The sequence below is a fragment of the Delftia sp. BGA-UO-ETr-SB1 genome (genome assembly GCF_059567865.1).
In genome coordinates, this window is record NZ_JCAQOW010000006.1 from 46762 (window position 1) to 72393 (window position 25632).

The 25632-nt window shown below is 68.8% G+C and carries 27 protein-coding genes; 15 read left to right on the forward strand and 12 right to left on the reverse strand.

Going from position 1 to position 25632, the window contains the following annotated elements; genetic code table 11:
* Window positions 1-26 precede the first annotated feature (26 nt).
* The 3 genes from AC57B5_RS19010 to pyrE form a co-directional block, all read right to left on the reverse strand.
* Window positions 27-2633: a membrane-bound PQQ-dependent dehydrogenase, glucose/quinate/shikimate family gene (locus AC57B5_RS19010; RefSeq protein ID WP_496400136.1), complete on the reverse strand. Its 2607-nt coding sequence runs from the start codon at window positions 2631-2633 to the stop codon at window positions 27-29.
* Window positions 2634-2844: 211 nt separating this feature from the next.
* On the reverse strand, window positions 2845-3513 hold the full coding sequence (locus tag AC57B5_RS19015; RefSeq protein WP_097204544.1) for a DUF4124 domain-containing protein: 669 nt from the start codon (window positions 3511-3513) through the stop codon (window positions 2845-2847).
* A 7-nt stretch (window positions 3514-3520) separates the two neighbouring features.
* Window positions 3521-4222 (reverse strand): orotate phosphoribosyltransferase, encoded by a 702-nt coding sequence (pyrE, locus tag AC57B5_RS19020; protein WP_013800211.1) that lies wholly within the window; start codon window positions 4220-4222, stop codon window positions 3521-3523.
* 10 nt (window positions 4223-4232) lie between these two features.
* Between pyrE and AC57B5_RS19025 the strand changes: the two genes are divergently transcribed.
* From AC57B5_RS19025 to AC57B5_RS19035, 3 genes are all read left to right on the forward strand, one after another.
* Window positions 4233-5036 (forward strand): exodeoxyribonuclease III, encoded by an 804-nt coding sequence (locus AC57B5_RS19025; protein ID WP_013800210.1) that lies wholly within the window; start codon window positions 4233-4235, stop codon window positions 5034-5036.
* A gap of 92 nt (window positions 5037-5128) precedes the next feature.
* Window positions 5129-5377: a type II toxin-antitoxin system CcdA family antitoxin gene (locus AC57B5_RS19030; RefSeq protein ID WP_043791083.1), complete on the forward strand. Its 249-nt coding sequence runs from the start codon at window positions 5129-5131 to the stop codon at window positions 5375-5377.
* Window positions 5377-5706 (forward strand): CcdB family protein, encoded by a 330-nt coding sequence (locus AC57B5_RS19035; RefSeq protein WP_043791081.1) that lies wholly within the window; start codon window positions 5377-5379, stop codon window positions 5704-5706. The genes AC57B5_RS19030 and AC57B5_RS19035 overlap by 1 nt, the downstream gene beginning before the upstream one ends.
* 70 nt (window positions 5707-5776) lie before the next feature.
* Here AC57B5_RS19035 and AC57B5_RS19040 read toward each other — a convergent pair whose 3' ends face one another.
* Genes AC57B5_RS19040 through AC57B5_RS19050 form a run of 3 tightly spaced genes read right to left on the reverse strand, consistent with a single transcriptional unit; the run spans window position 5777 to window position 8659 of the window.
* Window positions 5777-7201 (reverse strand): NAD(P)(+) transhydrogenase (Re/Si-specific) subunit beta, encoded by a 1425-nt coding sequence (locus tag AC57B5_RS19040; RefSeq protein WP_012202277.1) that lies wholly within the window; start codon window positions 7199-7201, stop codon window positions 5777-5779.
* Window positions 7198-7542, reverse strand: coding sequence for an NAD(P) transhydrogenase subunit alpha part 2 (locus AC57B5_RS19045; RefSeq protein ID WP_012202276.1), 345 nt, complete (start codon window positions 7540-7542; stop codon window positions 7198-7200). The genes AC57B5_RS19040 and AC57B5_RS19045 overlap by 4 nt, the downstream gene beginning before the upstream one ends.
* Before the next feature lies 1 nt (window position 7543).
* The gene (locus AC57B5_RS19050) at window positions 7544-8659 is read right to left on the reverse strand and encodes a Re/Si-specific NAD(P)(+) transhydrogenase subunit alpha (RefSeq protein ID WP_012202275.1); all 1116 of its coding nucleotides are present in this window, start codon (window positions 8657-8659) and stop codon (window positions 7544-7546) included.
* A gap of 320 nt (window positions 8660-8979) precedes the next feature.
* Between AC57B5_RS19050 and AC57B5_RS19055 the strand changes: the two genes are divergently transcribed.
* On the forward strand, window positions 8980-9219 hold the full coding sequence (locus tag AC57B5_RS19055; RefSeq protein ID WP_013800208.1) for a zinc ribbon domain-containing protein: 240 nt from the start codon (window positions 8980-8982) through the stop codon (window positions 9217-9219).
* An 85-nt stretch (window positions 9220-9304) separates the two neighbouring features.
* Window positions 9305-9943 (forward strand): MBL fold metallo-hydrolase, encoded by a 639-nt coding sequence (locus AC57B5_RS19060; protein ID WP_012202273.1) that lies wholly within the window; start codon window positions 9305-9307, stop codon window positions 9941-9943.
* A gap of 13 nt (window positions 9944-9956) precedes the next feature.
* Here AC57B5_RS19060 and AC57B5_RS19065 read toward each other — a convergent pair whose 3' ends face one another.
* Window positions 9957-10643 (reverse strand): Crp/Fnr family transcriptional regulator, encoded by a 687-nt coding sequence (locus AC57B5_RS19065; protein ID WP_013800207.1) that lies wholly within the window; start codon window positions 10641-10643, stop codon window positions 9957-9959.
* 84 nt (window positions 10644-10727) lie between these two features.
* On the opposite strand from AC57B5_RS19065, the gene AC57B5_RS19070 reads away from it, so the two are divergent.
* The 5 genes from AC57B5_RS19070 (at window position 10728) to AC57B5_RS19090 (ending at window position 15712) form a co-directional block, all read left to right on the forward strand.
* A complete protein-coding gene (locus tag AC57B5_RS19070) occupies window positions 10728-11723 on the forward strand; it encodes an ABC transporter substrate-binding protein (protein ID WP_496400137.1) in 996 nt (331 codons plus the stop codon).
* A 14-nt stretch (window positions 11724-11737) separates the two neighbouring features.
* Entirely contained in the window at window positions 11738-12538 is an 801-nt protein-coding gene (locus AC57B5_RS19075) for an ABC transporter ATP-binding protein (RefSeq protein ID WP_065347701.1), read from the forward strand.
* Window positions 12528-13283 (forward strand): ABC transporter permease, encoded by a 756-nt coding sequence (locus AC57B5_RS19080; RefSeq protein ID WP_013800204.1) that lies wholly within the window; start codon window positions 12528-12530, stop codon window positions 13281-13283. Before AC57B5_RS19075 ends, AC57B5_RS19080 begins: the two co-directional genes overlap by 11 nt.
* 72 nt (window positions 13284-13355) lie before the next feature.
* Window positions 13356-14231: a TauD/TfdA dioxygenase family protein gene (locus AC57B5_RS19085; protein WP_016448570.1), complete on the forward strand. Its 876-nt coding sequence runs from the start codon at window positions 13356-13358 to the stop codon at window positions 14229-14231.
* 23 nt (window positions 14232-14254) lie between these two features.
* Window positions 14255-15712 (forward strand): aldehyde dehydrogenase family protein, encoded by a 1458-nt coding sequence (locus tag AC57B5_RS19090; RefSeq protein WP_496400138.1) that lies wholly within the window; start codon window positions 14255-14257, stop codon window positions 15710-15712.
* Window positions 15713-15722: 10 nt separating this feature from the next.
* Here the strand turns inward: AC57B5_RS19090 and AC57B5_RS19095 are convergent, their stop codons facing one another.
* The 3 genes from AC57B5_RS19095 to AC57B5_RS19105 all read right to left on the reverse strand — a co-directional run bounded on the left by AC57B5_RS19095 (window position 15723) and on the right by AC57B5_RS19105 (window position 18458).
* Window positions 15723-16625 (reverse strand): M48 family metallopeptidase, encoded by a 903-nt coding sequence (locus AC57B5_RS19095; protein ID WP_013800201.1) that lies wholly within the window; start codon window positions 16623-16625, stop codon window positions 15723-15725.
* A gap of 60 nt (window positions 16626-16685) precedes the next feature.
* A complete protein-coding gene (locus AC57B5_RS19100; protein ID WP_065347688.1) occupies window positions 16686-17657 on the reverse strand; it encodes a DMT family transporter in 972 nt (323 codons plus the stop codon).
* 72 nt (window positions 17658-17729) lie between these two features.
* The gene (locus tag AC57B5_RS19105) at window positions 17730-18458 is read right to left on the reverse strand and encodes a helix-turn-helix domain-containing protein (protein WP_013800199.1); all 729 of its coding nucleotides are present in this window, start codon (window positions 18456-18458) and stop codon (window positions 17730-17732) included.
* 86 nt (window positions 18459-18544) lie between these two features.
* Between AC57B5_RS19105 and AC57B5_RS19110 the strand changes: the two genes are divergently transcribed.
* From AC57B5_RS19110 to AC57B5_RS19120, 3 genes are all read left to right on the forward strand, one after another.
* Complete coding sequence (locus AC57B5_RS19110) at window positions 18545-19915, forward strand: AmpG family muropeptide MFS transporter (RefSeq protein ID WP_096914310.1); 1371 nt, start codon at window positions 18545-18547, stop codon at window positions 19913-19915.
* 104 nt (window positions 19916-20019) lie between these two features.
* Window positions 20020-20781 (forward strand): response regulator transcription factor, encoded by a 762-nt coding sequence (locus AC57B5_RS19115; protein WP_043821893.1) that lies wholly within the window; start codon window positions 20020-20022, stop codon window positions 20779-20781.
* Between the two features lie 7 nt (window positions 20782-20788).
* Window positions 20789-22015, forward strand: a complete 1227-nt coding sequence (locus tag AC57B5_RS19120) for an ATP-binding protein (protein ID WP_063327723.1) — start codon at window positions 20789-20791, stop codon at window positions 22013-22015.
* 15 nt (window positions 22016-22030) lie between these two features.
* On the opposite strand, the gene AC57B5_RS19125 is transcribed toward AC57B5_RS19120, so the two are convergent.
* Window positions 22031-22468, reverse strand: coding sequence for a hypothetical protein (locus AC57B5_RS19125; protein WP_313236298.1), 438 nt, complete (start codon window positions 22466-22468; stop codon window positions 22031-22033).
* 374 nt (window positions 22469-22842) lie between these two features.
* Window positions 22843-23754 (reverse strand): LysR family transcriptional regulator, encoded by a 912-nt coding sequence (locus tag AC57B5_RS19130; RefSeq protein WP_034365695.1) that lies wholly within the window; start codon window positions 23752-23754, stop codon window positions 22843-22845.
* 89 nt (window positions 23755-23843) lie between these two features.
* On the opposite strand from AC57B5_RS19130, the gene AC57B5_RS19135 reads away from it, so the two are divergent.
* Window positions 23844-25232 (forward strand): MFS transporter, encoded by a 1389-nt coding sequence (locus AC57B5_RS19135; protein WP_447914811.1) that lies wholly within the window; start codon window positions 23844-23846, stop codon window positions 25230-25232.
* Window positions 25204-25623, forward strand: coding sequence for a DUF4440 domain-containing protein (locus tag AC57B5_RS19140; RefSeq protein WP_496400139.1), 420 nt, complete (start codon window positions 25204-25206; stop codon window positions 25621-25623). The genes AC57B5_RS19135 and AC57B5_RS19140 overlap by 29 nt, the downstream gene beginning before the upstream one ends.
* Window positions 25624-25632 lie beyond the last annotated feature (9 nt).

Genomic DNA, 25632 nt, shown 5'->3' on the forward strand with positions numbered 1-25632 from the left:
CGGCGCTGACCCCACGGTGCGAGCGCTCAGGGCGCCGCCACCTCCTTGGGCAGCACATAGGCGCGCACGCTGTCCCCGGCCTTGGTTCCCGTCGAACCATGCCCACCCGCCACCACCACCAGGTACTGGCGCTGATCCGTGCCCAGATAGGTCATGGGCGTGGCCTGGCCGCCTGCGGGCAGGCGGTCCTGCCAGAGCTGGCGGCCGCTGTCCACGTCATAGGCGCGCACATAGTTGTCCAGTGCCCCCGAGTAGAAGGCCACGCCGCCCGCGGTCATCACCGGGCCGCCAATGCCGGGCACGCCCATGCGAAAGCCCAGCGGCAGCGGGCTCAGGTCACGCGGCGTGCCGTTGCGGCGCTGCCAGACGATCTGGCCCGTGCGCAGGTCGGCACCCGCCACAAAGCCCCAGGGCGGCGCCTGGCAGGGAATGCCCAGCGGCGAGACAAAGGGCTTGAGCCGCACCGCAAACGGTGCGCCGAAGTTTTCGTTGAGCGCGGGCAGGCCGTCCTTGGGCGGGCCGCCATCCTGCACCAGCAGCGAGGTATCGTCCGCACGCGGCACCAGGGTGGAGACGAAGGCCAGCCGCGTGGGCGTGGCAAACACCACCTGCCGGCGCGGGTCCACGGCCACGCCGCCCCAGTTGAAGACGCCGAAGTTGCCCGGATAGATCAGCGAGCCCTGCTCCGAGGGCGGCGTGAAGCGCCCCTCGTAGCGCAGGCGGCGAAAGGCCAGCCGGCACCACAGTTGCTCGAAGGGGCTGGCGCCCCACATGTCGCGCTCGGTCAGGGCCGGGGGGTTGAAGCTCAGTTGCGAATGCGGCTGCGTGGGCGCCGTGCGGTCGCCGCGTGCCGCGCCCTGCGGCGCAGCCACCTCGGTGACGGGCAGCAGCGGCTGGCCCGTGCGCCGGTCCAGCACGAACAGCTCGCCCTGCTTGGTGGGCTGCACCAGGGCGGGCACGCTGTGGCCGCCGATCTCCAGGTCGATCAGGCTGGGCTGCGAGGGCACGTCGTAGTCCCAGAGATCGTGGTGCACGGTCTGGAACACCCAGCGCACGGCGCCCGTGGCAATGTCCAGCGCCACCACCGAGGACGAATACTGCTCGGCCTCGGCGCTGCGCCGTCCGCCCCATTGGTCGGGCGGCGCATTGCCCATGGGCACGAAGACCAGGCCCAGCGTCTCGTCCACGCTGGAGATGGACCAGCTGTTGGGCGAGCTGGGCACATAGGTCTGCCCCGGGGGCAGCGGCGTGCTGTTGCCTGGCCGCCCCGGGTCCCAGGCCCACAGCAGCGCGCCGGAGCGGATGTCGAACGCACGGATCACGCCCGAAGGCTCGCGCGTGGAATGGTTGTCCAGCACCGTGCCCCCCACGATGATGCGGTCGCGCGCCACCACCACCGGCGAGGTCGAGTAGTACGAGCCCGGCTTGCGCTCGGGCATGCCCTGCCAGAGGTCGATCTGGCCCTGGCCGCCCGCCACATTGCTGCAGGTCTGGCCATCTGCGGGATTGAGCGCGACCACCTTGCCGTCGGCCGTGGCCATGAACAGCTTGGCAGTGCAGCGGCCGTCATCGCCAGGGGCTGCAGAAGCCGAAGCCGTGGATGCGGCGGTGGGTGCAGGCATGGCCTGCGCGCCGGGCTTCCTTGCAGCCGGCGCCACCGCCGAATGCGTCTGCCCTGCCGCCGCATCGAACTGCGCGGCCGCCTGCGCCGACTGGTAGGACAGGCCCCGGCAGGTCAGATGCTGCAGCGCCAGCCCCTTGGGCATGGGCAGGTCGCGCCGCCACAGCTGCTTGCCCGTGGTGGCATCGAGCGCAATCACCGACTGGTGGGGCGTGCACAGGAACAGGCGCTCGCCGATCTTCAGCGGCGTGACCTCGAACGTGGTTTCTTCGGGATCGCCGGGTTTGCCGCGCACATCGCCCGTGCGGAACTCCCAGGCCAATTGCAGCAGCCGCACGTTGTGCGGGCCGATCTGGCGCAGCGGCGAATAGCGCTGGCCCGCTCCGGTGCGGCCATAGGCATGCCACTCGCCATCAGGCACGGCATCGGTGGCATCGCCCTGCAGCACCGGCGGGCTGCGCAGGCCACCGGCATCGGAGGCCACCATGGACATGTTCTGCACGGCCGTGACCTGGCCGTCGGCCGGCAGGTCCGACGCGGCGGCGGCCGCGCCCGCAAACTGGCCCTGGGTTTCATGGGCATCGCGCTGGCGCCCGAATGACAGGCCCGCAAGAATGGCCGTGCCCAGCACCACCAGAGCCAGCGCCGCATGGGCTGGTGCCAGGCCCCGGTTCTGGCCCATGTCGGGCTCATGGCGCAGCGCACGCACCGACCAGGGCAGCACCAGCAGCAGGCCCATCAACCAGGGCACCCCCAGGCGCCCCGCCAGCGGCCACCAGTCCAGCCCTATCTCCCAGACCGCCCACAGCGCGGTGCACAGCAGCCACAGCGCAAACAGCCACAGCGCCGCAGCCGAACGGCGCGCCACGCCCAGGCCCACGGCCAACAGCAGCACACCTGCCACCACGTAGTAGCCGCTGCCCCCGGCCCACAGCAGCTGGGCGCCTCCCCAGGCCAGCCAGGCACCGGCGGCCCACAGCCACAGCACCGTCAACCATCGCCATGCCGTCATGCATGCTCCCTTCTCGCGGCGGCCCGGCACCTGTGGCTGCAGCGCACACCAGCAGCCAGGCCTTGAGGGCCCGGGAAAATCCGTGGCCGGGAATGTAGTGACAGCCTAGACCGCCGCAATGGCAGCGCTTGCAGGACGAATCCGATTCACGCGCACCGGGCGTGCGACAGGCCGTTCGCGCCAGACGGGAAAGACAGGGGGCAAGGGCCGCTCAGCGTCCCGTGGGAGCCGCAGCGGCGGCGGCCGCGCTCCACAGCGCACGCAGCGGCACGAGCTCGGCATCGAAGCGCTGGTTGATGCGGCTTTTTTCCTGCTCCTGCTGCTGGATGAAGCGCTGCTGCTCCTCCTGGCTGCTGCGGTTTTCATCGAGCTGGCGGCGCAGGGAGGCGGGGGCCTTGGACGGGTCCTTGCGGTAGAACTCCATCTCGCCATCGATCTTGACGCGCTGGGCCTGCAGCTCCTGTATGCGCTGGCGCGCCAGGTTGGCGACCTGGTCGGTCTGCGACAGGGCCTCGGCGCGTTCGGCGTCGTGCGCGGCCTGGTTGGGATAGCGCGCAATCAGGGCGCGCTCGCGCGAGCGCTCCTCGCGCACACGGCGCTGTTCGGCCTGCTCGCGGCGGCGCTGGGCATCGAGCTCGGCGCGCTCGTTGTCGGTCAGCGTGGGGCCGACGCGGCGCAGCTCCACACCGGAGCTGCCCAGCACACGCTGGTCGCGGTCCACGCATTCGGCAATCGGGCGGTCTGCCGTCAGGCGCCGGCCCTTGGCGTCGGTGCATGCATAGATGCCGGCCGGCACGCCGGCATCCAGGGCGCAGGCAGGGCCAACCGTGGCACCAGCCAGGGCGCACCACAGGAACCGTGCATGCAACGCCTTGTTCATCAAACCCTTATTCCTTGTCGTTGACTCCGTAACGCTGGCGGTAGGCCAGCACGCGCTCATGGTGGCCGCTGCCTTCGCTGCCACCTTGAATCTCAAGATAAAGCAATAAGTCTGCCAGTTTTGCAATGGTGCAGACCTGCATGCCCAGCTGGTTGCGCACGTACTGCACGGCGCTGTGGGGCACGTCCTGGCCATTCTCGGTGGCCATTTCCTGGCGGTCCAGCGCGATCGCCACGGCATGCGGCGTGGCGCCTGCGGCGCGGATGATGGCGATGGACTCGCGCGCTGCCGTGCCGGCGCTCATCACGTCGTCCACGATCAGCACGCGGCCCTTGAGGGGCGCGCCCACCAGGGTCCCGCCCTCGCCATGGTCCTTGGCTTCCTTGCGGTTGTACGCAAAGGGCTTGTTCAGGCCCATGCGGGCCAGCTCCACGGCCACGGTGGCGGCCAGCGGGATGCCCTTGTAGGCGGGGCCGAAGATCATGTCGAACTCGATGCCGCTGGCCGCGATGGCTTTTGCATAGAATTCGGCGAGACGGCCCATCTTGCCGCCGTCATCGAACAGGCCGGCATTGAAGAAGTACGGGCTCATGCGCCCGGCCTTGGTCTTGAACTCGCCGAAACGCAGCACCCCTGCGTCAACGGCGAATTGCACAAATTCCTGCGCCAGACGGCCTGTGTCATCGGCCTGCAGATTACTCACCACCATGGATTCATCCTTGTTCAAATTGACCAGCCTCAACCTCAACGGCATCCGCTCGGCCTCGACCAAGGGCGTCGAAGCCTGGATCGAGGCCACTGCGCCGGATTGTATTTGCGTGCAGGAAATCAAGGCCCAGGCCGCCGACATGACCGGACGCTTCGAGCTGCTGGCCGGCCTGCGCGGCCACTTCCACTACGCCGAGAAGAAAGGCTACTCGGGCGTGGGCGTCTACAGCCGCCACGAGCCCAGCGATGTCGTGGTCGGCTTCGGCTCGCACGAATTCGACGCCGAGGGCCGCTACGTGGAGGCGCGCTTCGACACGCCCGCGCGCAAGCTGTCCATCATCAGCGCCTACTTTCCCAGCGGCAGCTCGGGCGAACTGCGCCAGACGGCCAAGTTCCGCTTTCTGGCCGAAATGCACGATCACCTGATGCGCATGAAGGGCGAGCGCGAGTTCATCCTGTGCGGCGACATCAACATCGCCCACCAGCAGATCGACCTCAAGAACTGGCGCAGCAACCAGAAAAACAGCGGTTTCACGCCCGAAGAGCGCGAGTGGATGACAAAGTTGTTACACAAAACTGATCCCACGGGCGGTCTTGTGGACGTTTATCGCCTGCTCCAGCCCGACACCACGGACGCCTGCTACACATGGTGGAGCAACCGCGGCCAGGCCTATGCCAACAACGTGGGATGGCGCCTGGACTACCACCTGGCCACCCCGGCCACCGCCGCACTGGCTCGCACCGAGCACATCTACAAGGATGTGAAGTTCTCGGACCATGCGCCGGTCACCATCGGCTATGACATGAAGGTGTGAGACGTTCAAGCAGGGCCTTGGGTCGCGGCGGTTTGACTCGTCGCGCTCTCATACAGACACTGTGCGCATGATCTTTATCTGAGGGTTCCGAGATGAAATCCATTGCTGTCTCCAGCGCCAAGCGGCCAATCCATCTCACGATCAATGCAGATCTGGTGACGCAGGCCAAGGCCTATACCGACAATCTCTCGGCCACCATGGAATCCCTGCTGGCCGAATACGTTGCCAGGCAGGAGGGCGCACAGCGTGAGCGCCAACGGCTTGCCGACGCCTGCGCCAGCGACTGGAACGCGGTCAACATCGCGGTGGGTTCGTTCGCAGACGAGCACTCGACGCTCTAGTGGCGCAATTCGACGTTCATCGCAACAAGGGAGCCTTGCGCGACTCGATTCCCTACGTCGTCGTGGTCCAGTCCTCGCTGTTTGACCGCTACCGCCGTCGCGTCGTGGTTCCACTGGTTCGGCAGAATCTGCTGCCGCGCGGCACTCCAACCGTGGGTGCGAGGATGAATCCTGTGTTTGTCATTGAAGGCGTGCCGGTCGTCCTGCATGCCCTGGACATGGTTTCAGTCGCCCTGGATCAATTGGGTGAAGTGGTGGCCTCACTGGAGCATGAAGGCCAAGCCATCGCCGATGCGCTGGACGAATTGCTGACCCGGTCCGGGGGCTGACCCAAGATCGTTTTCAAGGAGGCCAGGGCTTGGGCCCTGCCCTCCTCGGACTTCAGCCCGGGCGCACGCCTCACTCCAGCGCCTTGCCCATGTCCTCCACCACCTTCTTGGCGTCGCCGAAGACCATCATGGTCTTGTCCATGTAGAACAGCTCGTTGTCCAGGCCCGCATAGCCGGCCGCCATGGAGCGCTTGTTGACGATCACCGTCTTGGCCTTGTAGGCCTCCAGGATGGGCATGCCGTAGATGGGGCTGCCCTTGACGTGTGCGGCGGGGTTCACCACGTCGTTGGCGCCCAGGATGATGGCCACGTCGGCCTGGCCGAACTCGCTGTTGATGTCCTCCATCTCGAAGACCTGGTCGTAGGGGACCTCGGCCTCGGCCAGCAGCACGTTCATGTGGCCCGGCATGCGGCCCGCCACCGGGTGGATGGCGTACTTCACGGTCACGCCCCGTTCGGTGAGCTTGTCGGCCAGCTCCTTGACCGCGTGCTGGGCACGCGCCACGGCCAGGCCGTAGCCGGGCACGATGACCACGGTCTCGGCATTGCCCAGGACGAAGGCCGCATCGTCGGCGCTGCCGCTTTTCACGTTGCGCTGCTGCTGGGAGCCTGCCGCCGCGCTGGTGGCCTCGCCGCCGAAGCCGCCCAGGATCACGCTGAAGAACGAGCGGTTCATGGCCTTGCACATGATGTAGCTCAGGATGGCGCCCGAGCTGCCCACCAGCGATCCCGCAATGATCAGCATGCTGTTGTTCAGCGAGAAGCCGATGCCCGCCGCCGCCCAGCCCGAGTAGCTGTTGAGCATGGACACGACCACCGGCATGTCCGCGCCGCCGATCGGAATGATCAGCAGCACGCCCAGCAGCAGGCCCAGGGCGATGACCAGCACGATGTCCATCCAGCTTTGGCTGTGCCAGAAGCCGAAGACGAAGAAGGCCGCTGCCAGCCCCAGCACGGCGTTGAGCGCATGCTGGCCCTTGAACTGCACGGGCGCGCCCTGGAACAGGCGGAACTTGTACTTGCCGCTGAGCTTGCCGAAGGCGATCACCGAGCCCGTGAAGGTCACGGCGCCGATGAAGGCGCCCAGCGCCAGCTCCACGCGGTTGCCGCCCGGGATGGCGCCGCCTTTGGCCGTGATGGCAAAGGCCCAGGGCTCGGCCACGGCGGCCACGGCGATGAACACCGCCGCCAGGCCGATCATGCTGTGCATGAAGGCCACCAGCTCGGGCATCTTGGTCATCTCCACGCGCTGGGCCATGACCGCACCGGCCGTGCCGCCGACCAGCAGGCCCAGCAGCACCCAGCCCAGGCCCAGGGCGTTGCCGCCGGCCAGCTGCACGATGAGCGCCGCCGTGGTCAGCACGGCGATCACCATGCCGGCCATGCCGAACAGGTTGCCGCGTATGGAGGTGGTGGGATGCGACAGCCCCTTGAGCGCCTGGATGAAGCAGACGCTGGCCACCAGGTAGAGCAACGTGACGAGGTTCATGCTCATGACTGGCCCTCCGCCTTGGCGTCCTTGCCGTCCTTGGCCGGAGCGCTCTTGCGCTCTTTCTTGCGGAACATCTCCAGCATGCGCCGCGTGACCAGGAAGCCGCCGAACACGTTGACCGCGGCCAGCGCCACGGCCAGCACGCCCATGGTCTTGCCCAGGCCCGTTTCCGTGAGCGCCGCCGCCAGCATAGCGCCGACGATGACGATGGCCGAGATGGCATTGGTCACCGCCATCAGCGGCGTGTGCAGCGCGGGCGTGACGGTCCACACCACGTGGTAGCCCACGTAGATGGCCAGCACGAAGATGATGAGATGGATGATGGTGGGGGATACGGCTTCCATGTCATTTCCTCCGCAGCTGGCCTTCATGGGCCATCAGGCACGCGGCCACGATGTCGTCCTCCATGTCCACATGCAGGGCGCCATCCTTGTTGATGATGAGCTTGAGAAAATCGAGCACATTGCGTGCATACAGGGCCGAGGCATCGGCCGCCACCATGGCGGGCAGGTTGGTCAGTCCCACGATGGTCACGCCATGCGTGACCACGGTCATGCCGGCCTGGGTCAGCGGGCAGTTGCCGCCGCGCTCTGCCGCCAGGTCCACGATGACGGCGCCGGGCTTCATGGCCTGCACCATTTCGGCCGTGACCAGCACGGGAGCGGGCCGGCCCGGGATCAGCGCCGTGGTGATGACCACGTCGGCCTGGGCCACGCGCTTGGCCACCTCGGCCTTCTGGCGGTCCAGCCAGCTTTGCGGCATGGGGCGCGCGTAGCCGCCCACGCCTTCGGCGGCCTCCTTTTCCTCGGCGGTCTCGTAGGGCACGTCGATGAACTTGCCGCCCAGGGATTCGACCTGCTCACGCACGCTGGGCCGCACATCGCTGGCCTCGATCACGGCGCCCAGGCGCTTGGCCGTGGCGATGGCCTGCAGGCCGGCCACGCCCACGCCCAGCACCACGACGCGCGCGGCCTTCACCGTGCCCGCCGCCGTCATCAGCATGGGAAAGAAGCGCTGGTACTGGTTGGCCGCGATCATCACGGCCTTGTAGCCCGCGATATTGGCCTGGCTGGACAGCACGTCCATGCTCTGCGCACGCGTGGTGCGCGGAGCCGCCTCCAGCGCATAGGCCGTCACTCCCGCATCGGCCAGGCGCTGCAGGCCTGCGGGCTGGAACGGGTCCAGCATGCCGACCAGCGTTGCGCCCTTGCGGATGCCGGGCAACTCGTCCTCCGAAGGGATACGGACCTTGAGCACCAGGTCGGCGCCCAGGGCGCCTGCCACATCGACGATCTCCGCGCCCGCTGCCTCGTACAAGGCATCGGGCACGCTGGCCGCCACTCCCGCCCCCGCCTGCACGCGCAGCACATGGCCTTGCGCACGCAGCTTCTTGACGGTCTCGGGGGTCGCAGCCACCCGGGTTTCTCCTGCCATGGTCTCGGCAGGCACGCCAATCAACATACCGGTTCTCCCTCGCGTGATGCCGGTACCCGCCCGGCATTGCGCAGGTGGCGGCCCGGCCCATCCTCGAAAAAATCCTTGCGTGCCTGCATCGGGGGCAGGCTGGCTTGGCGGCACGGCTAGCTTGTAACACGGCGGCGTTGCCGCAGCCACGGGGTCTGCCCGCGAGGCTGTCTCCTGTCCGTCACAGGACCTGGATTGCCACGAGATGACAGCCACATTAAATGATCGCCATCCACGGCCCGGCGGACCGCTGCCGTGTCCCAATGCGCCTTTGAACGACTGCAGCGGCGCATCCGCGCAGTGCGAAGGAATACACCATGGGACTCTTGCAAAGACTGTTCGGAAATCATTCGCGCGGCGGCCACCACGGGGGCGGCGCATACCGTGCCGCAGCCGTGGCGGCGGTCTGCCCCGGCTGCCGTGCATCCATTGCCGCCAGCTCGCGCTTTTGCCCGCAGTGTGGCGGCGCGGTGCTGCCGCAGGCCTGCAGGAACTGCAACGCCAGCCATCCGGCCGGCGCGCGGTTTTGCGGGCAATGCGGCCAGCCGACCACCTGACGGCGCAAGCGGGGCGGCCCTGCGCTGCCATCAGGGGAAGGAGCGGGAATAATGGGCGCTTTCGCCAGAAGCACCCACGCCGCCCATGCTCCAGTACCACACCATCCCCGTCACCGCCTTCCAGCAGAACTGCTCGCTGGTCTGGTGCGACCAGACCATGGAAGCCGCCGTCATCGATCCGGGCGGCGACCTGGAGCAGATCGGCTGGGAGATAGAGCGCCTGGGCCTGGCGCTCAAGGCCATCTGGCTCACGCATGCCCACATAGACCATGCGGGCGGCACGCGCGAGCTGGCCGATGCACAGCAGTTGCCCATCATCGGCCCCCATCCCGGAGACCAGTTCTGGATCGATGCCCTGCCCCAGCAGGGCGCCATGTTCGGCTTCCCGCATTCGGACCCCTTCACGCCCACGCGCTGGCTGCACGATGGCGACACGGTGAGCATCGGCCAGGAGACGCTGCAGGTGCGCCACTGCCCCGGCCATACGCCCGGCCACGTGGTGTTCCATGCGCCGCAGATCGACCGCGCCTTCGTGGGCGACGTGCTGTTCGCGGGCAGCATCGGCCGCACCGACTTTCCCCAGGGCAACCACCAGCAGCTGATCGACAGCATCGTCCAGCGCCTGTGGCCCATGGGCGACCAGACCGTGTTCATCCCGGGCCACGGCCCCGAAAGCAGCTTCGGCCGCGAGCGCAAGAGCAACCCCTACGTGGGCGGGACCTGAGCCTGCAGTTGTCTCAGCCCAGCACCTCGATCCACCGATAGCCCAGACGCACGCTGCCGCCCGCCTGCAGCTTGCGCAGCTCCTCATTCACGCGCTGGCGCGAGGCGCCCACCACATGCGACAGATCACCCTGCGATATGCGCAGCAGGGTGCGGCCACCGGGCAGGGGCTGGCCGTTCTCTGCCGCCAGAACCTGCAAGGTGGCCCAGACCCGGGCATGCAGCGTGTCCTCCGAACTGATGAAGATGGTGTCCAGCAGCCCGTTCACGCGCAGGCTCAGCAGGCGCGCCACAGCCAGGCATGCGGGCGCATCGCGCTCCAGGAAGTCCAGCAGCGGCTGGCGCGGCAGGACCAGCACCTCGACATCGCCATCGGCCACCAGGTCCACGGGCACAGGCGCATTGCCCAGCACCGAGCTGATGCCGGTGATCTCCCCGGCCTCCAGCCAGCGCGTCATGCGCTCGGTGCCGCCCACGGTGAAGGCCACGACACGAAAGCGCCCTGACAGCAGCACCAGCGCATGGTCGGCCGCATCGCCGCGCTTTTGCACGAACTGTCCATCGCGGTAGCGGCGCCTGGAGCCTATGGCCCGCAGCCCGCGTGCCGATGCGGCCGGCAATTCGGCCAGCAGGTCCACGCGATAGCGCTCGCTGCGCGCCTGCGCCAAAGAGGTGTTGGGGGAACCGAGCTTGGTGTTCACCCGCCCATTGTCCCTTTCGCGGCAATTGGCGCATAGCACCGTCCTTGTAATCGGCCCCATACCCACACGTATGGAGCCCGCCCCATGATCCGCACCACGCTCGCCCTGGTATCCGCCTTCGTGTTCGCCCTGCTCTCGACCCAGGCAGCCCTGGCACAGACGCCCACGCTGCGTATCCAGGACTACCCCGGCATCGGCAATTTCCTGGTGCGCGTGGCCAACGCGCGGGGACTGTGCGAGAAACACGGCATACGCTGCGAACTGCGCCCCATCCCGCAGGCGCCGCTGGCGCTGCAGACCTTGCTGGCCGGTGACCTCGACGTGGCGTTTACACCGCCCGAGGTGCTGCTTCAGGCGGTCAACAAGGGCGCCGACCTCAAGGTGATCGGCAGCGGCGCCAGCGCGCCGACGTTCTTCCTCATGGCTTCGTCGGCCCTGCCCACCCCGCATGCCGCCCAGGGCTATCCCGCCGTGATGCAGGACTTCAGGGGCCGGCGCATCGGCGTGACGGCGCGTGGCAGCGCGGCCGAGTTCCAGCTCGTGAGCCTGCTGCAGGGCGCGGGCATGAAGGCGGACGACGTCACCATCGTCGCCGTGGGATCGCCCAACACCGCCTTTCCGGCGATTGCGCAAAAACAGGTCGATGGCCTGATGCTGTTCTCGCCCATGGACGGCTTTTGCGAGGTCAGCCAGGCCTGCCGCATCGTCGTCGATCCGCGCAGGGGCCAGGGTCCCGCCGAGGTGTTGGACACCAACGGCGCCGGCGTGCTGCAGGTGGTGCGCGCCGACTTCCTGCGCAAGAACGCCCAGGCCGTGGAGGGCTTGCGCCGCGCCATGAACGAGGCGGCCGACTATGCCCGCGAACCGGCCCATTTCGATGCATTGCTCAAAGTCGCGCAGGACAGCTTCAGGATCAACACGCCCGGCGGCGACCGGATCCTGGAAGTGGCGCTGCGCAACGCCATTCCTTCCATGCAGTTCGCAGTGGTCCCCGGGGCATTGCAGCACGCCGCCCGCTACCTGCAGCGCACGGGGCAGATCAGCCGGCTGATCGACACCGCGCCCCTGCTGGTGCAGTGAAGGAGGCGCTCGCCATGACTCCCAATGGATCACGCCTTCCGCCCCCGCAGGCCATTGCCGCCGACGGCCTGCAGCTGAGCTTCGACGGCCGCACGCAGGTGCTGGACAACATTGCGCTGCAGGTGGCCGAGGGCGAATTCGTCTCGCTGGTCGGGCCCAGCGGCTGCGGCAAGACCAGTCTGCTCAACCTCTGCGCAGGCCTGGTGGCCCACACCGGCGCCGGCACGCTGCGCGTGCTGGGCGAGGCACCGCGCCTGGGCAGTTCCCGCGTGGGCTACATGCTGGCGCGCGACAGCCTGCTGCCCTGGTGCACGGCGCTGGAGAACGCCGCCTTCGGCGCGCGCGTGCGCGGCGTCGGCACAGCCGACAGCACGGAGCGCGCACTGCGCATGCTGCAGGAGGTGGGCCTGGCCGACCATGCGCAGGCCCTGCCCAAGGCCTTGTCCCACGGCATGCGCCAGCGCACGGCGCTGGCGCGCACCTTTGCGCTGGACGCGCAGCTGCTGCTGATGGACGAGCCCTTCGGCGCCCTGGACGCGCAGACCAAGCTGCAGCTGCAGGACCTGCTGCTGCGCCTGTGCCAGCAGCACCGCCACAGCGTGCTGTTCGTGACCCACGACCTGGCCGAGGCCGTGGCCGTCTCCGACCGCGTGGTGGTGATGTCCTCGCGACCGGGCCGCATCATCGCCGACCTGCCCATAGACCTGCCGCGCCCGCGCTCCATCCGCGACCTGCAGAAGTCGCCGCGCTTCCATGAACTCTATGCGGCCCTGTGGTCGCAGCTCGAATCGGGATGGGTGCACCATGAAGGCTGACCGTCTGCAATGGCTGGCGCTGCATGCGCTGTTCATCTGTCTCGTGCTGGGACTGGCCGAATGGGCCGCCGCGCGCCGCTGGCTGGACCCCACCTTCTTCGGCCAGCCCAGCGGCGTGGCCGCCTATCTCTGGAACCATGCGGGCACGGCCCGGTTCTGGTCCGACCTGGGCTGGACGCTGGCGGCCGTGGCCTGCTCCTTCGTGCTGGGCAGCGTGGCCGCCTTCGCCACGGGGCTGGCCTTCGTGCGCTGGCCGGCCATCGAACGCTTTGCGGAGCCCTACTTCAACGCGCTGAACGTGATGCCGCGCATCGCGCTGGCGCCCCTGTTCATCCTGTGGTTCGGGCTGGGGCTGGGCAGCAAGATCGCCGTGGGCTGCTCGCTGACCTTCTTCATCGTGCTGTCGGCCACGGTGGCAGGCATGCGGGGCGTCAGCCAAGACCACGTCACGCTGTGCCGCACCCTGGGCGCCAGCGCCGCCACCACCTTCTTCGAGGTCACGCTGCCCGGCGCCGTCCCGGTGATCTTCTCGGGCCTGCGGCTGGGATTGATCTATGCCCTGCTGGGCGTGGTGGGCACCGAGATCATCGCCAGCGAAAAGGGCCTGGGCCAGACCCTGGCCTACCTGGGCTCCACCTTCGACATCAATGGCGTCATGGCGCTGCTGCTGGTGCTGGCCCTGCTGGGCGTGGGCATGGTGCGCTTCATGTCCTGGGCCGAGAGGCGGCTGCTGCACTGGCAGTGAGCCCGCCAGCACTCTCTCCCCACCTTCCTTCCTCTTCCTCCCCTTCCATCCGTTCCTCCAAGGAGTACCCCCATGGCCAATGCCGCCCCCATGCAGCTGATCGACATCGACGCCCGCTACCACCACATCCGCCCCGTGCCGCGCATGCCCAACTTCGCGGCCTGGATCGAGGGCGTGGACCTGACCCGGCCCCTGTCCCCCGAGGTGCAGGCAGAACTGCGACAGGCCCTGTACGACTTCGAGGTCATCTTCTTCCGGCCCCAGGCCATCACGGCCGAGCAGCATGTGGCGCTGGCGCAGGTGTTCGGCCCGCTGTCCAAGGGCTCGTACTTCGAGCGCAAGAGCGGCATGCCCGACGTGGAGATGATCATCTCCGACAAGGACCGCCCGCCCGCCATTGACAACTGGCACACCGACATCAGCTGGAAGCAGCAGCCGCCGCTGGGCACCGTGATCCAGATCGTGACCACGCCACCGGCCGGCGGCAACACCTGCTGGACCAGCACCAGCAAGGCCTATGACTGGCTCTCGCCCGGCATGCAGCAGTACCTGGAAGGCCTGCAGGCAGTCCATACCTGGGAGGAATCGGGCTTCCGGGAGTACCTGGGCCGCAAGGGCGAGGAGGCGCTGTTCGAGGCGCTGCGCCAGTTCAAGCCCGTGACGCATCCCGTGGTGCGCACCAACCCCGATTCAGGCCGCAAGTGCATCTTCGTCAATGCCGATTTCACGCGCCACATCACGGGCGTGGACCGGCACGAGGCGCGCGGCGTGCTCGCCTTCCTGCTGGACTGGCTGAAGAAGCCGGAGTTCATGGTGCATCATCAATGGGACGCGGGCGGCATCGCCATCTGGGACAACCGCAGCACGCAGCACTATGCTGTGGCCGACTACTGGCCCCACTACCGCGTGAACCAGCGCGTCACCTTCGACACCCCTTCCACCCAATGACAACGAGACACGGAGACAGCTTCATGAGCACGCAAGAGCACCTGCAGTTCTATATCGACGGCCAATGGGTTCCCCCGGCCGTGCCGCGCACGCTGGATGTGATCAATCCGTCCACCGAGGAGGTGGCGGCCCGCATCAGCATGGGCTCGGCCGCCGATGTCGATGCAGCCGTGGCCGCCGCACGCCGCGCGTTCGACGGCTTCTCGCAGACCACGCGCGACGAGCGGCTGGCCCTGCTGGACAAGGTGCTGGCGGTCTACATGTGCCGCATCGACGAGGTGGCGCAGACCATCTCGCTGGAGATGGGCGCGCCGCTGTGGCTGTCGCGCGCGGCCCAGGCCACGGTGGGCGCGGGGCACCTGAAGCAGACCCTGCAGGTGCTCAAGGAATTCGAATTCGAGAGCGTGCGCGGCACCACCGGCATCGTGCATGAGCCCGTGGGCGTGGTGGGCATGATCACGCCCTGGAACTGGCCCATCAACCAGATCATGTGCAAGGTGGCACCGGCCCTGGCGGCGGGCTGCACCATGGTGCTCAAGCCCTCGGAGATCGCGCCGCTCAACGCCATCCTGGTGGCCGAGATCCTGCACGAAGCGGGCGTGCCGGCCGGCGTGTTCAACCTGGTCAACGGCGACGGCCCCTCGGTGGGCGAGGCCATGTCCGTGCACCCCGGCATCGACATGATGACCTTCACCGGCTCCACGCGCGCGGGCATTGCCGTGGCCAAGGCCTCGGCCGATACCGTCAAGCGCGTGACCCAGGAGCTGGGCGGCAAGTCGGCCAACATCGTGCTGGACGATGCCGATATCGAAAAAGCCGTGGCCCAGGGCGTTAACGCCTGCTTCACCAATTCGGGCCAGAGCTGCAACGCACCCACGCGCATGTTCGTGCCGCGCGCCCTGCATGCGCGCGCCGTGGCAGCCGCCAAGGCCGCTGCCGAGGGCATGAAGGTGGGCGATGCACTGGCCGACACCGGCGCCATGCACATGGGCCCCGTGGTCAGCGAGGCGCAGTTCCGCAAGATCCAGGGCCTGATCGAGGCCGGCATCGCCGAAGGCGCCACCCTGGTGGCCGGCGGCACGGGCCGCCCCGAGGGCCTTGCGCGCGGCTACTTCGTGCGGCCCACGGTATTCGCCGACGTGCGCAACGACATGACCATTGCGCGCGAGGAGATCTTCGGCCCCGTGCTGGTCATCCTGCCCTACGACACGGAGGAGGAGGCCATCGCCCAGGCCAACGACACGCCCTACGGCCTGTCGGGCTACGTGCAGTCCGGCAGCCTGGAGCGCGCACGCCGCGTGGCCTCGCGCCTGCGCACCGGCATGGTCCACCTCAACGGCGCGGGGCCGGACTTCGGCGCGCCGTTCGGCGGCTACAAGCAGTCGGGCACGGGCCGGGAATGGGGCGAGCACGGCTTCAAGGAGTACCTTGAAGTGAAAGCCGTGATGGGCTATCAACCCAAGCAAAAAGCCGCCGCCTGAAGGCGGCTGCCTACCCGCGCCGTGCGGCCTCGTAGAGGCCTTCCACGCGCGGGATGTTGCGCTCCAGCTCGCGGATGCGCTCGGGGCCTGCGGGGTGGGTGGACAGGAATTCCAGGCCACCACGGTCGCCCGTGGCCTGGCCCATCTTGCGCCACAGCGAGACCGAGGCCTGGGGGTTGTAGCCGGCGCGCGCAGCCAGTTCCAGGCCCACGAGGTCGGCCTCGCTCTCGTCGCCCCGGCTGAATTTCAGCGACAGCAGCTGGCCGCCCAGGCGGGCCGCCGCATTGCCCAGGTCGCCCAGGCCCAGCAATTGGGCCCCCAGCGAGATGCCGATGCTGGTGGCCTGGTTCTTGGCCAACTGCTCGCGCGAGTGCTCGCGCAGCGCATGGGCCATTTCGTGGCCCATGATCATGGCGATCTCGTCGTCGGTGAGCTGCAGTTGCTCGATGATGCCCGTGTAGAAGGCTATCTTGCCGCCCGGCATGCAAAAGGCATTGATCTCCTTGCTGCCGATCAGATTCACCTCCCAGCGCCAGGCATTGGCACGCGGGTTCCATTGGGCGGTGTACGGAATCAGCCGCCGGGCAATGGCGCGCAGCCGCTGCAGCTGCGGGTTGCTGTCGCCAGCCAGCGCGCCCTGGGCGCGGGCCTTGGCCAGCAGTTGCTGGTACTGGTCGGTGGCGGCGCCTTCCAGCGTCTCGGCCGGCACCAGCTTGCGCAGGCCCGAGGCACCGCCCACCTGCACCTGTGCCGCCACCGGCGCCGTGGCCAGGCCCATGGCCGCCGCGCTGCCGGCCAGCAGAAAACCGCGACGCGCGCGCCAGGGCGCGCAGGCACAGCCCCAGGCGGACGGGGCACAGGGTTCGGAGGAGAGATGGGATGGCTGCTGCATGCCGCCAAGTCTAGCGGCCATGCATGCCTGAAACATGCGGAGAACAGCGCATCGTGAAGAGCGGCGCCGGCCTACAAAGAGTTACGCCATCTGCGCGGCCATCACGGCCCGCTGCGCCCGCATCTCGGCGCCGATCACCAGCATCAGCCCCGCCAACACGGCCAGCAGCCCCAGCCACGATTGCAGCGGCTGCCGCTCGCCCACGACCCACACCGCCAGCACGAAGGCCGCCACGGGCTCGATCAGGCTCAGCGTCACGCCCGTGGGGCCGGAGATGCTGCGCAGCCCGATGGAAAACAGCATGTGCGCCAGGCCCGACACCACCACGCCCAGGTAGACCACCACCAGAACGGCCGCCAGGCTCCACTGCGGCAGGCCGCTTTGCACCAGCGCAATCGGCACCGCCATGCAGGCCGCCCCGGTGAAGACATAGAAATTCACCACGCGCGGCGACATGTGGGTGACCAGGCGCTTGTTGATCAGCGCATAGCCCGCGTACGACAGCCCCGCCAGCAGGCACAGGGCCAGGCCGCTCCAGGACAGCGTGGCGCCGCCCCGTGCCATCACCATGGCCGCGCCTCCCGCCACGCTCACCAGCGTGCCGGCCCACCACAGGGCAGACAGGGGCGCGCGCAGCACCAGCGCCTGCATCAGCCCGGCCCAGATGGGGCCGCTGCCAATGGCCACGGCCGTGCCCACGGCCACGCCCGTGAGCGTCACGCCCTCGTAGAAAAAGATGCTGTAGCCGCCGATTCCCATGGAAGCCAGCACGAACCAGGCCGGACGCAGTCCCAGGTGCACCGGGTTGGGCAGCAGCGGCTGGACGGGTGCCCCGCCCTGCCCGGCCCGCCCGCGCAGCCTCCAATGGGAAACCGCCAGCAGCGCCCCCAGAAACAGGCTGGAGACGGCCAGCTGCGCGGCGCCCACCCAGAACGGCGAGAGCCCGCCCGCGCCCAGGCTTTGCGCCGTGCCCGTCGTGCCCCACAGCACGGCAGCCACGGAGACGAAGGCGATGCCGACGGCGGAGGAAGAAGCGGAAGAGTTGCGAACCATGGCGCCATGTTGCGCCTGGCGCGGCCGGGCATTTGTCGAGAAACGCTCGTAGTCCGGAGGACTGTGAACGGGCTAGCCGCGCAGTTGCCGCGCCGTCACGCCCCGGTCGCGCCGCAGCGCATAGGCCAGGGCGCTGGCCGAGGCATAGCCGCAGCGCAGCGCCGTGGCCTCCAGGGGCAGGCCCCGCGCCAGCCCGCGCTCGGCCGCATCCAGGCGCAGGCCGCGCAGCCAGGCCTGGGGCGGCTGGCCCGCCAGCTCCACAAAGCGCGCGTGAAAGCGCTGGGCGCTCATGTGGCACAGGGCGGCCAGCCGGGCCGTGGGCCAGTCCTCGTGCAGCGCGGCCTGCACCTGCGCGGCCAGCCCTTGCAGGTCCAGCCCCCGGCGCGCCAGCAGGCCGGGCGCCTGCAGCACCTGGGCCAGCTGCTCGGCGGCCGGGCCTTCCGACTCCCGGCCGCGCAGGGCCGGCGGCACGGAAAAGCGCCGCATCCGGTCCAGCCCCGGGCCGCTGGGCGCATCGATGACGAACACGCGCGAGCGCGGCGCCGCCAGGTAGCCGTGGTCCACGCCGGCGGGGATGAGCATGCCGCTGACGGCGTCCACAAAGGCGCTGCGCCCGCCCACCTCCAGCTCCATGCGGCCCTGCAGGGCATAGAGGATTTGCGCATGGCCGTGGGCATGGGCCTGGTGCTCGCCGCTGTAGCTGCGCACCGAGCTGTGCGGCGCGAAGGCGGTATCGGTGGCATCGGCCGCGCCGTCTTGCGCGGCGGCATCGCTGTGGAGGGAAGAGAGGGTGTAGGCCATGGCGGCATCCTGTGCCCGCGATGGTAGCGCGCGCCAGTCCGCGCCACCATGGGCCCGATAATGGCCGCAGCCTGCCGCAGCACAACATGACCGAGCCGTCCACCACCACCCCCTCCGCCCCCTCCACCGCCGCCGAAACGCCCCGCCGCAGCTGGGGCCAGACCCTGCGCGTCTATGCCGAGCCGGCCAGTCTGCGCATGCTGGCCCTGGGTTTTTCGGCAGGCCTGCCGCTGCTGCTGGTGCTGGGCACGTTGTCGTTCTGGCTGCGCGAGGCCGGCGTGGACCGCACCACCATCGGCTACCTGAGCTGGGTGGGCCTGGCCTATGCCTTCAAGTGGGTCTGGTCGCCGCTGGTGGACCGCATGCCGCTGCCGCTGCTCACGCGCTGGCTGGGGCGGCGGCGCGGCTGGCTGCTGTTCGCGCAGATGCTCATCGTCGCCGGGCTGTGTGGCATGGCATTCAACGATCCGCGCGTCTCGCTCACGCCGCTGGTGTGGTGCGCGCTGGCCGTGGCCTTCGGATCGGCCACGCAGGACATTGCGCTGGACGCCTACCGCATCGAATCGGCCGACACCGAGCGCCAGGCCGCGCTGGCCGCCACCTACCAGACCGGCTACCGGCTGGCCATGATCTGGGCCGGCGCCGGCGTGCTGTGGCTGGCCGCCCGCGCCGAGGTGGCGGGCACGGCGGGCTACCAGAGCGGCGCCTGGCAAGTGGCCTACCTGGCCATGGCCGCCTCCATGGCCGTGGGCATGCTGACCGTGCTGCTCTCGCCGGAACCGGTGCCACGCCCGCTGGCGCCTGCCCGCAACGCGGCCGAGTGGCTGCACAGCGCGCTGGTCGAGCCCTTTGCCGACTTCCTGGGCCGCTACCGCTGGCAGGCGCTGCTGGTGCTGGGCCTGATCGCCATCTACCGCATCAGCGACGTGGTCATGGGCATCATGGCCAACCCCTTCTACGTGGACATGGGCTTCACCAAGGACGAAGTGGCCGCCGTGACCAAGGTGTACGGCGTGATCATGACGCTGGCGGGCGCCTTCCTGGGCGGGGCGCTGGCCATGCGCTGGGGCGTGATGCGCGTGCTGATGCTGGGCGCCGCGCTGTCGGCCGCCACCAACCTGCTGTTCGCCTGGCTGGCCACGCGCGGCCATGACGTGAATGCGCTGGTCTGGGTGGTGAGCGCGGACAACCTGGCCGGCGGCATCGCCTCGGCGGCCTTCATCGCCTACCTGTCGGGGCTGACCAATGTGCAGTACTCGGCCACGCAGTACGCGCTGTTCAGCTCCATGATGCTGCTGGCGCCCAAGTGGCTGGCCGGCTTCTCGGGCGCCTTTGTCGATGCGCATGGCTACGTGAGCTTCTTCCAGGCCACGGCCCTGCTGGGCCTGCCCGTGCTGGTGCTGATCGCGCTGGCCTCGCGCGTGCATGCGGTGCGGCCCGCGCAACGCGGCAGTTGAGCGGCTGGCCGCAGGCTGCGCTGTTTTACCGAACTTTACGCAAGCGACAAGCACGGCTGACGGGGCGCTGCGAGCATCGTCGCAATACGACGCCAGGCCCCAGCATGAATACACTGCCCTCCATGAGTACGCACCATCTTCTGATGATCGAAGACGACACCCGCCTCGCGCAGATGGTGGGTGACTACCTGGGCAACAACGGCCTGCAGGTCACGCACATGGGTGATGCCCGCAGCGGCCTGGAGCAGCTGCAGCCCGCCGACGGCGTGCCGGGCGCCGACCTGCCCGACCTCGTCATCCTCGACCTCATGCTGCCCGACATGGACGGCCTGGAGGTCTGCCGGCGCATCCGCGCCCTGCCCGGCCCCGCAGCCCAGGTGCCGGTGCTGATGCTCACGGCCAAGGGCGACCCCATGGACCGCATCATCGGCCTGGAGATCGGCGCCGACGACTACCTGCCCAAGCCCTTCGAGCCGCGCGAGCTGCTGGCGCGCATCCGCGCCATCCTGCGCCGGCGCGGCGGCGGCGGCGAGGGCTCGGCCGCAGGCCAGCCGACCACGGCACTGCGCTTCGGCAGCCTGGAGATCGACCGCGACGCGCGCAGCGTCACCGTGGCGGGCCAGCCCTGCGAGCTGACCTCCTACCAGTTCGACCTGCTGGTCACGCTGGCCGAGCGCGCGGGCCGCGTGCTCACGCGCGACCAGATCATGGAGGCCGTGCGAGGCCGCGAGCTGGAGGCCTTCGACCGCTCCATCGACGTGCACATGGGCCGCATCCGCGCCGCCATCGAGGCCGACCCCAAGGCGCCCAAGCGCATCCTGACCGTGCGCGGCGTGGGCTACGTCTTCGCCAAACAACAAGACTGACCGCTGCATGAAGCTGCTGTCCCTCTTCTCCCAGCGCCTGTACCTGCGCATCTGGCTGGCCGTGGTCGGCGGCGTGGCCGTGCTCACGCTGACGGTGGCCTGGGCCTGGCAGATCGCGGCCGAGCAGAACGCGCAGAACGTGCAAAGCGCCAGCTCGCCGCCCTCGCGCGACGTGGCCATGCGCGACGGCCAGGGCAACGTGATCGCCCAGGGCCGTGCGCGGCGCCTGCCCGGCCCGCCCGAGGAGGGGCTGCGCTTCGAGATCGAAGGCACGGACGGCCAGACCTACATGCTGCACATGGCGCCGCGCCCGCCGCGCGGCGACCGCCCGCCGCACGACGGCGCCGCCGCCTTCTGGCTGCGCCCGCCCTTCGGCTTTCTGTGGCTGCTGGGCCTGGTGGGCGTGGCCGTGGCCGTGGGCGTGTTCCCCATCATCCGCCGCCTGCTCAAGCGGCTGGAGAACCTGCAGCGCGGCGTCAAGCGCTTTGGCGAGGGCGACCTGTCGGTGCGCGTGCCCGAGCACGGCAGCGACGAGGTGGCCGACCTGGCCCACCAGTTCAACGCCGCCGCCGCGCGCATAGAGACCCTGGTGACCTCGCACAAATCGCTGCTGGCCAATGCCTCGCACGAGCTGCGCTCGCCGCTGACGCGCATCCGCATGGGCCTGGAATTCATGGGCGACGACCCGGCCAGCGCCCGCGCGCGCGCCGAGATCCAGCGCAACATCAGCGAGCTGGACCAGCTGGTGGACGAGATCCTGCTGGCCAGCCGGCTGGAGACCTATGAGGGCGACGTGGGCACGATCGAGCCCGTGGACCTGATCGGCCTGGCCGCCGAGGAATGCGCGCGCGTGGATGCCGATCTGGACCTGCAGTCCACCGACGCGCTGGAAGTGCCCGGCATCTCCAAGCTGCTGCGCCGCGCCGTGCGCAACCTGCTGGAGAACGCGCGCCGCTACAGCCAGGGCGCCATCACGCTGGAGCTGGCGCGCCAGGACGCCATGGCCGAGATCCGCATCTGCGACCACGGCCCCGGCGTGGCGCCGGCCCACCGCGAGCGCATCTTCGAGAAGTTCTTCCGCCTGCCCGGCGCCAGCGAGCGCTCGGGCGGCGTGGGCCTGGGCCTGGCCCTGGTGCGCTCCATCGCCCAGCGCCACGGCGGCAGCGTGCACTGCGAGGGCCGCGCCGACGGCCAGCCGGGCGCCTGCTTCGTGCTGCGGCTGCCGCTGGCCTGAGCTGCCGCCTGCGGCTCAGCCGCGCCGGTGCTGCCACTCCACACGTTCCACCAGGTCCCTGAGCAGGTCGAAATGCCAGCGGGTGCGCTTGAGCAGGCGGCCGTAGCGCGAGCGGGGAAAGCGGTAGGCGCCATCGGCCAGCTCGATGGCGCAGGATGCCAGGTGCCACTGCTGCTCGAACGCCTGGTGGCTCTCCGGCGGGTCGGCGCGCATGCGGCGTATGTGCGCCAGCGCCAGCTCCACCGCGCATTCCACGTCGAACTGGCGGGCCTTGCGGTCGGGCTTTTTGCCACAGACCTCGGCCAGGGTGACCAGCCGCCCCTCGATGACGACCAGACAGACATGCATGGCCTGCCACGCGCTGGGCCAGTCGGAAGGCCTTGCGGCTTGCGACCGCTTGGGCAACGGCTGCGCCTGCACTGCCGCACCGGCAGTGTTTTTGCGGGATGTCATGGGGTCAGCCCTCCTGATAGAGAAGAGGGCTGGAAGGGGCAAGCGCAGCGCTGGGGCTGGCAAGGATGGGGAGGGTCATGGTCTGTTTTCCTACGAGATCACAGAAAACCACCGGTTGAGTTTCTACGCACAACAGGTGGGCGTGGTGGTTAGAAACACGTCCGTAGCCGTGCGGGCGTCCTTGCGGATAGCCCCCACCACGCCCGAAACCATGCGGACAGGCGCAAGCAAATGCGCCAATCCGACGAGATAAGGCATGACAAAGCCCCGCTTTAAGGTGGGGGCTGCAACCTCACGGAAGGTGTTTCTACGCACCGGGCCTTTCGGCTTGCGGGCAGTTTAACGGGGCCAGGGCGGGCCGGCCAGCCGCGCGCTCAATCCCGGCCCAGGTGCTCGCACAGAAAGTCGATGAACACGCGGGTCTTGCGCGGCAGGTGGCTGCTGTCGGGAAAGACCACGCTGATGGGCTGGGGCGGCAGGGCGTGGTCGGGCAGCACGCGCTGCAGCACGCCGCCGGCCAGGTCGTCCTCCACAAACCACGCAGGCAGCACGGCCACGCCCAGCGAGGACCGGGCCAGGGCGCGGATGGCGGTGGAGGAGTTGGATTGGTGGGCCGCCCGGCCCACCACGTCCACGCCCTGGCCGCCGGCAGTGCGCAGCGTCCAGGCCGTGGGATGGGCGAGGTTGCTGTTGGCAATCCAGGGCAGGTCTGCCAGGTCTTCGGGCCTGCGCACGGGATGGCTGCGCAGGAAGGCGGCCGAGGCCACCAGCACGATGTCGTAGCCGGCCAGCCTGCGGCTTTTGAAGCTGGAGTCCGCCAGGTGGCCCAGGCGCACGACCAGGTCCAGCTTTTCGGCCACCAGGTCGCTCAGTGAAGAGTTGACGTCATAAGCCACCGAGATGCCCGGGTAGCGCTCCAGGAAGGCCGGGATCAGCGGAAGAATGTACTTCTCCCCGTATTCGCTGGTGGTGCTGATGCGCAGCCGGCCCGCGATGCGGTTGCCGCTGTGCATGGCGTTGTCGAAGGCGCTGCCCACGTCGCGGACGATGCCCTTGAACTCGTCGTAGAACTCCCGCCCGGTTTCCGTCAGGGCGATGCTGCGGGTGTTGCGCACCAGCAGGGCCACCGACAGCGCCTCTTCCAGCGCCTTGACGTGCAGGCTGGCCATGGCCTTGCTGATGCCCAGGAAGTCCGCCGCCCTGGTGTAGGAGCCGAAATCCACCACGGCCAGAAACGTCTGCGCGCGGTGCAGCAGCGTGTGCATGGCCGTGCTTGTGGGGGTCATTGTTCAATCCAGTCAAACAAAGAGTCCAGCATAGCCCCATCGACGTGGCCGCCCGCGCTCTTTAGTCTTGCCCCTCCTGAAAGCGCAAGATGACATACCGATACCGCCTGGCCACCGTTTTCCTGATGGGTTTCTTCGTCGACTGCATCAACATCTTCATGCCCGCCGTCGCGCTGCCCACGATTGCGGCCGAGTTCCATGTGGGCATCTCGGCCGGGGCCTGGGTGGCCAATGCCTACATGCTGGGATTGACGCTGGCCATTCCCCTCGCCCCCTGGCTGGCCGACCGCTGGGGCGCGCGCGGGATGATGGCGGGCTCCATGCTGGCATTCGCCCTGGCTGCCTGGGCCTGCGGCGAGGCGGGCAGCTTCGGCCAGCTGGTGGGCTGGCGCTTCATCCAGGGCATGGCGGGCGGCCTGGTGATTCCCGTGGGCCAGGCCCTGGCCTTCAATCGGTTCCAGGGACCGGAGCGCGCGCGTGTCTCCACGCTGGTCATGGCCGTGGCGCTGATCGCACCGGCCCTCTCGCCCTGGCTGGGCGGGCTGATCGTGGACCACGGCTCCTGGCGCTGGGTGTTCCATTCCAATATTGCGCTGGCCCTGGCCGCCGCAGGCCTGGCCTGGCTGTGGGTGCGCGATGCACCGGCCACGGCCCGGCAGCGGCCGGACCTCAAAGGCCTGGGGCTGGTCAGCGCCGCGCTGGCCGCTTGGCTGCTGGGCATGTCGCTCTATGGCGCAGGCCAAGGTTCGGGCCAGGGCCTGGCGCTGGCCTGGCTGGGCATGGCGGCGGGCCTGGCCTTCACGGTGCTGTATGCCATCCATGCCCGCAAGACGGCCCACCCCATTGTGGAACTGCAACTGCTCAAAAGCCCGCGCCTGCGCATGTCGGTGGCCGTCTACCACGCCATTCCCGGCGTGTTCACGGGCGTGAACCTGCTCAACATCTTCTACCTGCAGGACATGCTGCACCTGAGCGCGCAGGCCACAGGCCGATTCATGATGGTCTACGCCTGCGGCGCCCTGGTGTCCATGCTGGTGGGCGGCCGGCTGTACAACCGCGCGGGCGCACGGCCCCTGTTCATCGCCAGCATGGTGCTGCACAGCCTGGGCATTGCGGCGCTGGCCGCCGTGGCAGCCCCTGCCGACCCCTGGCTGCTGGCGGCCGCCTACGGCCTGATGGGCCTGGGCGGCGGCCTGGGGGCCAATACCGCGCAGACGACGGCGCTGCTGGACTTCGATGGCCGGCAGACGCAGCAGGCCAGCGTGATCTGGAACCTCAACCGGCAGATGGCCTTCAGCGTGGGCGCTGCGTTCTTCCTGATGGTTTTCAACACGCTCGCCACCCGCCTGGACGCAGGCCGGGCCTATCACATGACGTTTCTGATCGCATCGCTGGCAGGGCTTGTGCCCCTGCTGAAACTGCGATCGCTGCACACCCCCAAGGACCACCATGCAAGACAACAAGCCCATCGACCGTGACATTGACATCGGCATCGCCGAACGCAGCATCCACCAGGTGCACGAGCTGATCCACACCGTCTTCACCCAACCAGCGGGCGCACAGGCTGCGCTGCAGGCGCTGATGCCGCAGTTCAGCCCGGAGTTCAGCATGGTGACCACCACGGGCAGACTTGTCGGCCTGGACGATGTGGAACAGATGTTCAGGCGCGCGGCCGGCCAGCGGCCAGGGCTGGAGATATCCGTCTCCGACATGCAGCCCGTATGGCAGGACACGGCCGGCCTGGCCATGCGCTATCTGGAAACCCATCGCCTGGACGGCGTGGAGACCTCGCGCCGATCAGTCGTGATCCTCAAACGTGCGGGCCAAGGGGTGCTGTGGCACTACCTGCATGAGACGGCCCTGGGCTGATGGCCCAGT

Bases quoted from the DNA above. Each gene is read 5' to 3' on its own strand.
- AC57B5_RS19010 (WP_496400136.1), bottom strand. From the start codon at position 2,633: ATGACGGCATGGCGATGGTTGACGGTGCTGTGGCTGTGGGCCGCCGGT.
- AC57B5_RS19015 (WP_097204544.1), bottom strand. From the start codon at position 3,513: ATGAACAAGGCGTTGCATGCACGGTTCCTGTGGTGCGCCCTGGCTGGT.
- pyrE (WP_013800211.1), bottom strand. From the start codon at position 4,222: ATGGTGGTGAGTAATCTGCAGGCCGATGACACAGGCCGTCTGGCGCAG.
- AC57B5_RS19030 (WP_043791083.1), top strand. From the start codon at position 5,129: ATGAAATCCATTGCTGTCTCCAGCGCCAAGCGGCCAATCCATCTCACG.
- AC57B5_RS19040 (WP_012202277.1), bottom strand. From the start codon at position 7,201: ATGAGCATGAACCTCGTCACGTTGCTCTACCTGGTGGCCAGCGTCTGC.
- AC57B5_RS19045 (WP_012202276.1), bottom strand. From the start codon at position 7,542: ATGGAAGCCGTATCCCCCACCATCATCCATCTCATCATCTTCGTGCTG.
- AC57B5_RS19050 (WP_012202275.1), bottom strand. From the start codon at position 8,659: ATGTTGATTGGCGTGCCTGCCGAGACCATGGCAGGAGAAACCCGGGTG.
- AC57B5_RS19055 (WP_013800208.1), top strand. From the start codon at position 8,980: ATGGGACTCTTGCAAAGACTGTTCGGAAATCATTCGCGCGGCGGCCAC.
- AC57B5_RS19060 (WP_012202273.1), top strand. From the start codon at position 9,305: ATGCTCCAGTACCACACCATCCCCGTCACCGCCTTCCAGCAGAACTGC.
- AC57B5_RS19070 (WP_496400137.1), top strand. From the start codon at position 10,728: ATGATCCGCACCACGCTCGCCCTGGTATCCGCCTTCGTGTTCGCCCTG.
- AC57B5_RS19075 (WP_065347701.1), top strand. From the start codon at position 11,738: ATGACTCCCAATGGATCACGCCTTCCGCCCCCGCAGGCCATTGCCGCC.
- AC57B5_RS19080 (WP_013800204.1), top strand. From the start codon at position 12,528: ATGAAGGCTGACCGTCTGCAATGGCTGGCGCTGCATGCGCTGTTCATC.
- AC57B5_RS19085 (WP_016448570.1), top strand. From the start codon at position 13,356: ATGGCCAATGCCGCCCCCATGCAGCTGATCGACATCGACGCCCGCTAC.
- AC57B5_RS19090 (WP_496400138.1), top strand. From the start codon at position 14,255: ATGAGCACGCAAGAGCACCTGCAGTTCTATATCGACGGCCAATGGGTT.
- AC57B5_RS19095 (WP_013800201.1), bottom strand. From the start codon at position 16,625: ATGGCCGCTAGACTTGGCGGCATGCAGCAGCCATCCCATCTCTCCTCC.
- AC57B5_RS19100 (WP_065347688.1), bottom strand. From the start codon at position 17,657: ATGGTTCGCAACTCTTCCGCTTCTTCCTCCGCCGTCGGCATCGCCTTC.
- AC57B5_RS19105 (WP_013800199.1), bottom strand. From the start codon at position 18,458: ATGGCCTACACCCTCTCTTCCCTCCACAGCGATGCCGCCGCGCAAGAC.
- AC57B5_RS19110 (WP_096914310.1), top strand. From the start codon at position 18,545: ATGACCGAGCCGTCCACCACCACCCCCTCCGCCCCCTCCACCGCCGCC.
- AC57B5_RS19115 (WP_043821893.1), top strand. From the start codon at position 20,020: ATGAATACACTGCCCTCCATGAGTACGCACCATCTTCTGATGATCGAA.
- AC57B5_RS19120 (WP_063327723.1), top strand. From the start codon at position 20,789: ATGAAGCTGCTGTCCCTCTTCTCCCAGCGCCTGTACCTGCGCATCTGG.
- AC57B5_RS19125 (WP_313236298.1), bottom strand. From the start codon at position 22,468: ATGACATCCCGCAAAAACACTGCCGGTGCGGCAGTGCAGGCGCAGCCG.
- AC57B5_RS19130 (WP_034365695.1), bottom strand. From the start codon at position 23,754: ATGACCCCCACAAGCACGGCCATGCACACGCTGCTGCACCGCGCGCAG.
- AC57B5_RS19135 (WP_447914811.1), top strand. From the start codon at position 23,844: ATGACATACCGATACCGCCTGGCCACCGTTTTCCTGATGGGTTTCTTC.
- AC57B5_RS19140 (WP_496400139.1), top strand. From the start codon at position 25,204: ATGCAAGACAACAAGCCCATCGACCGTGACATTGACATCGGCATCGCC.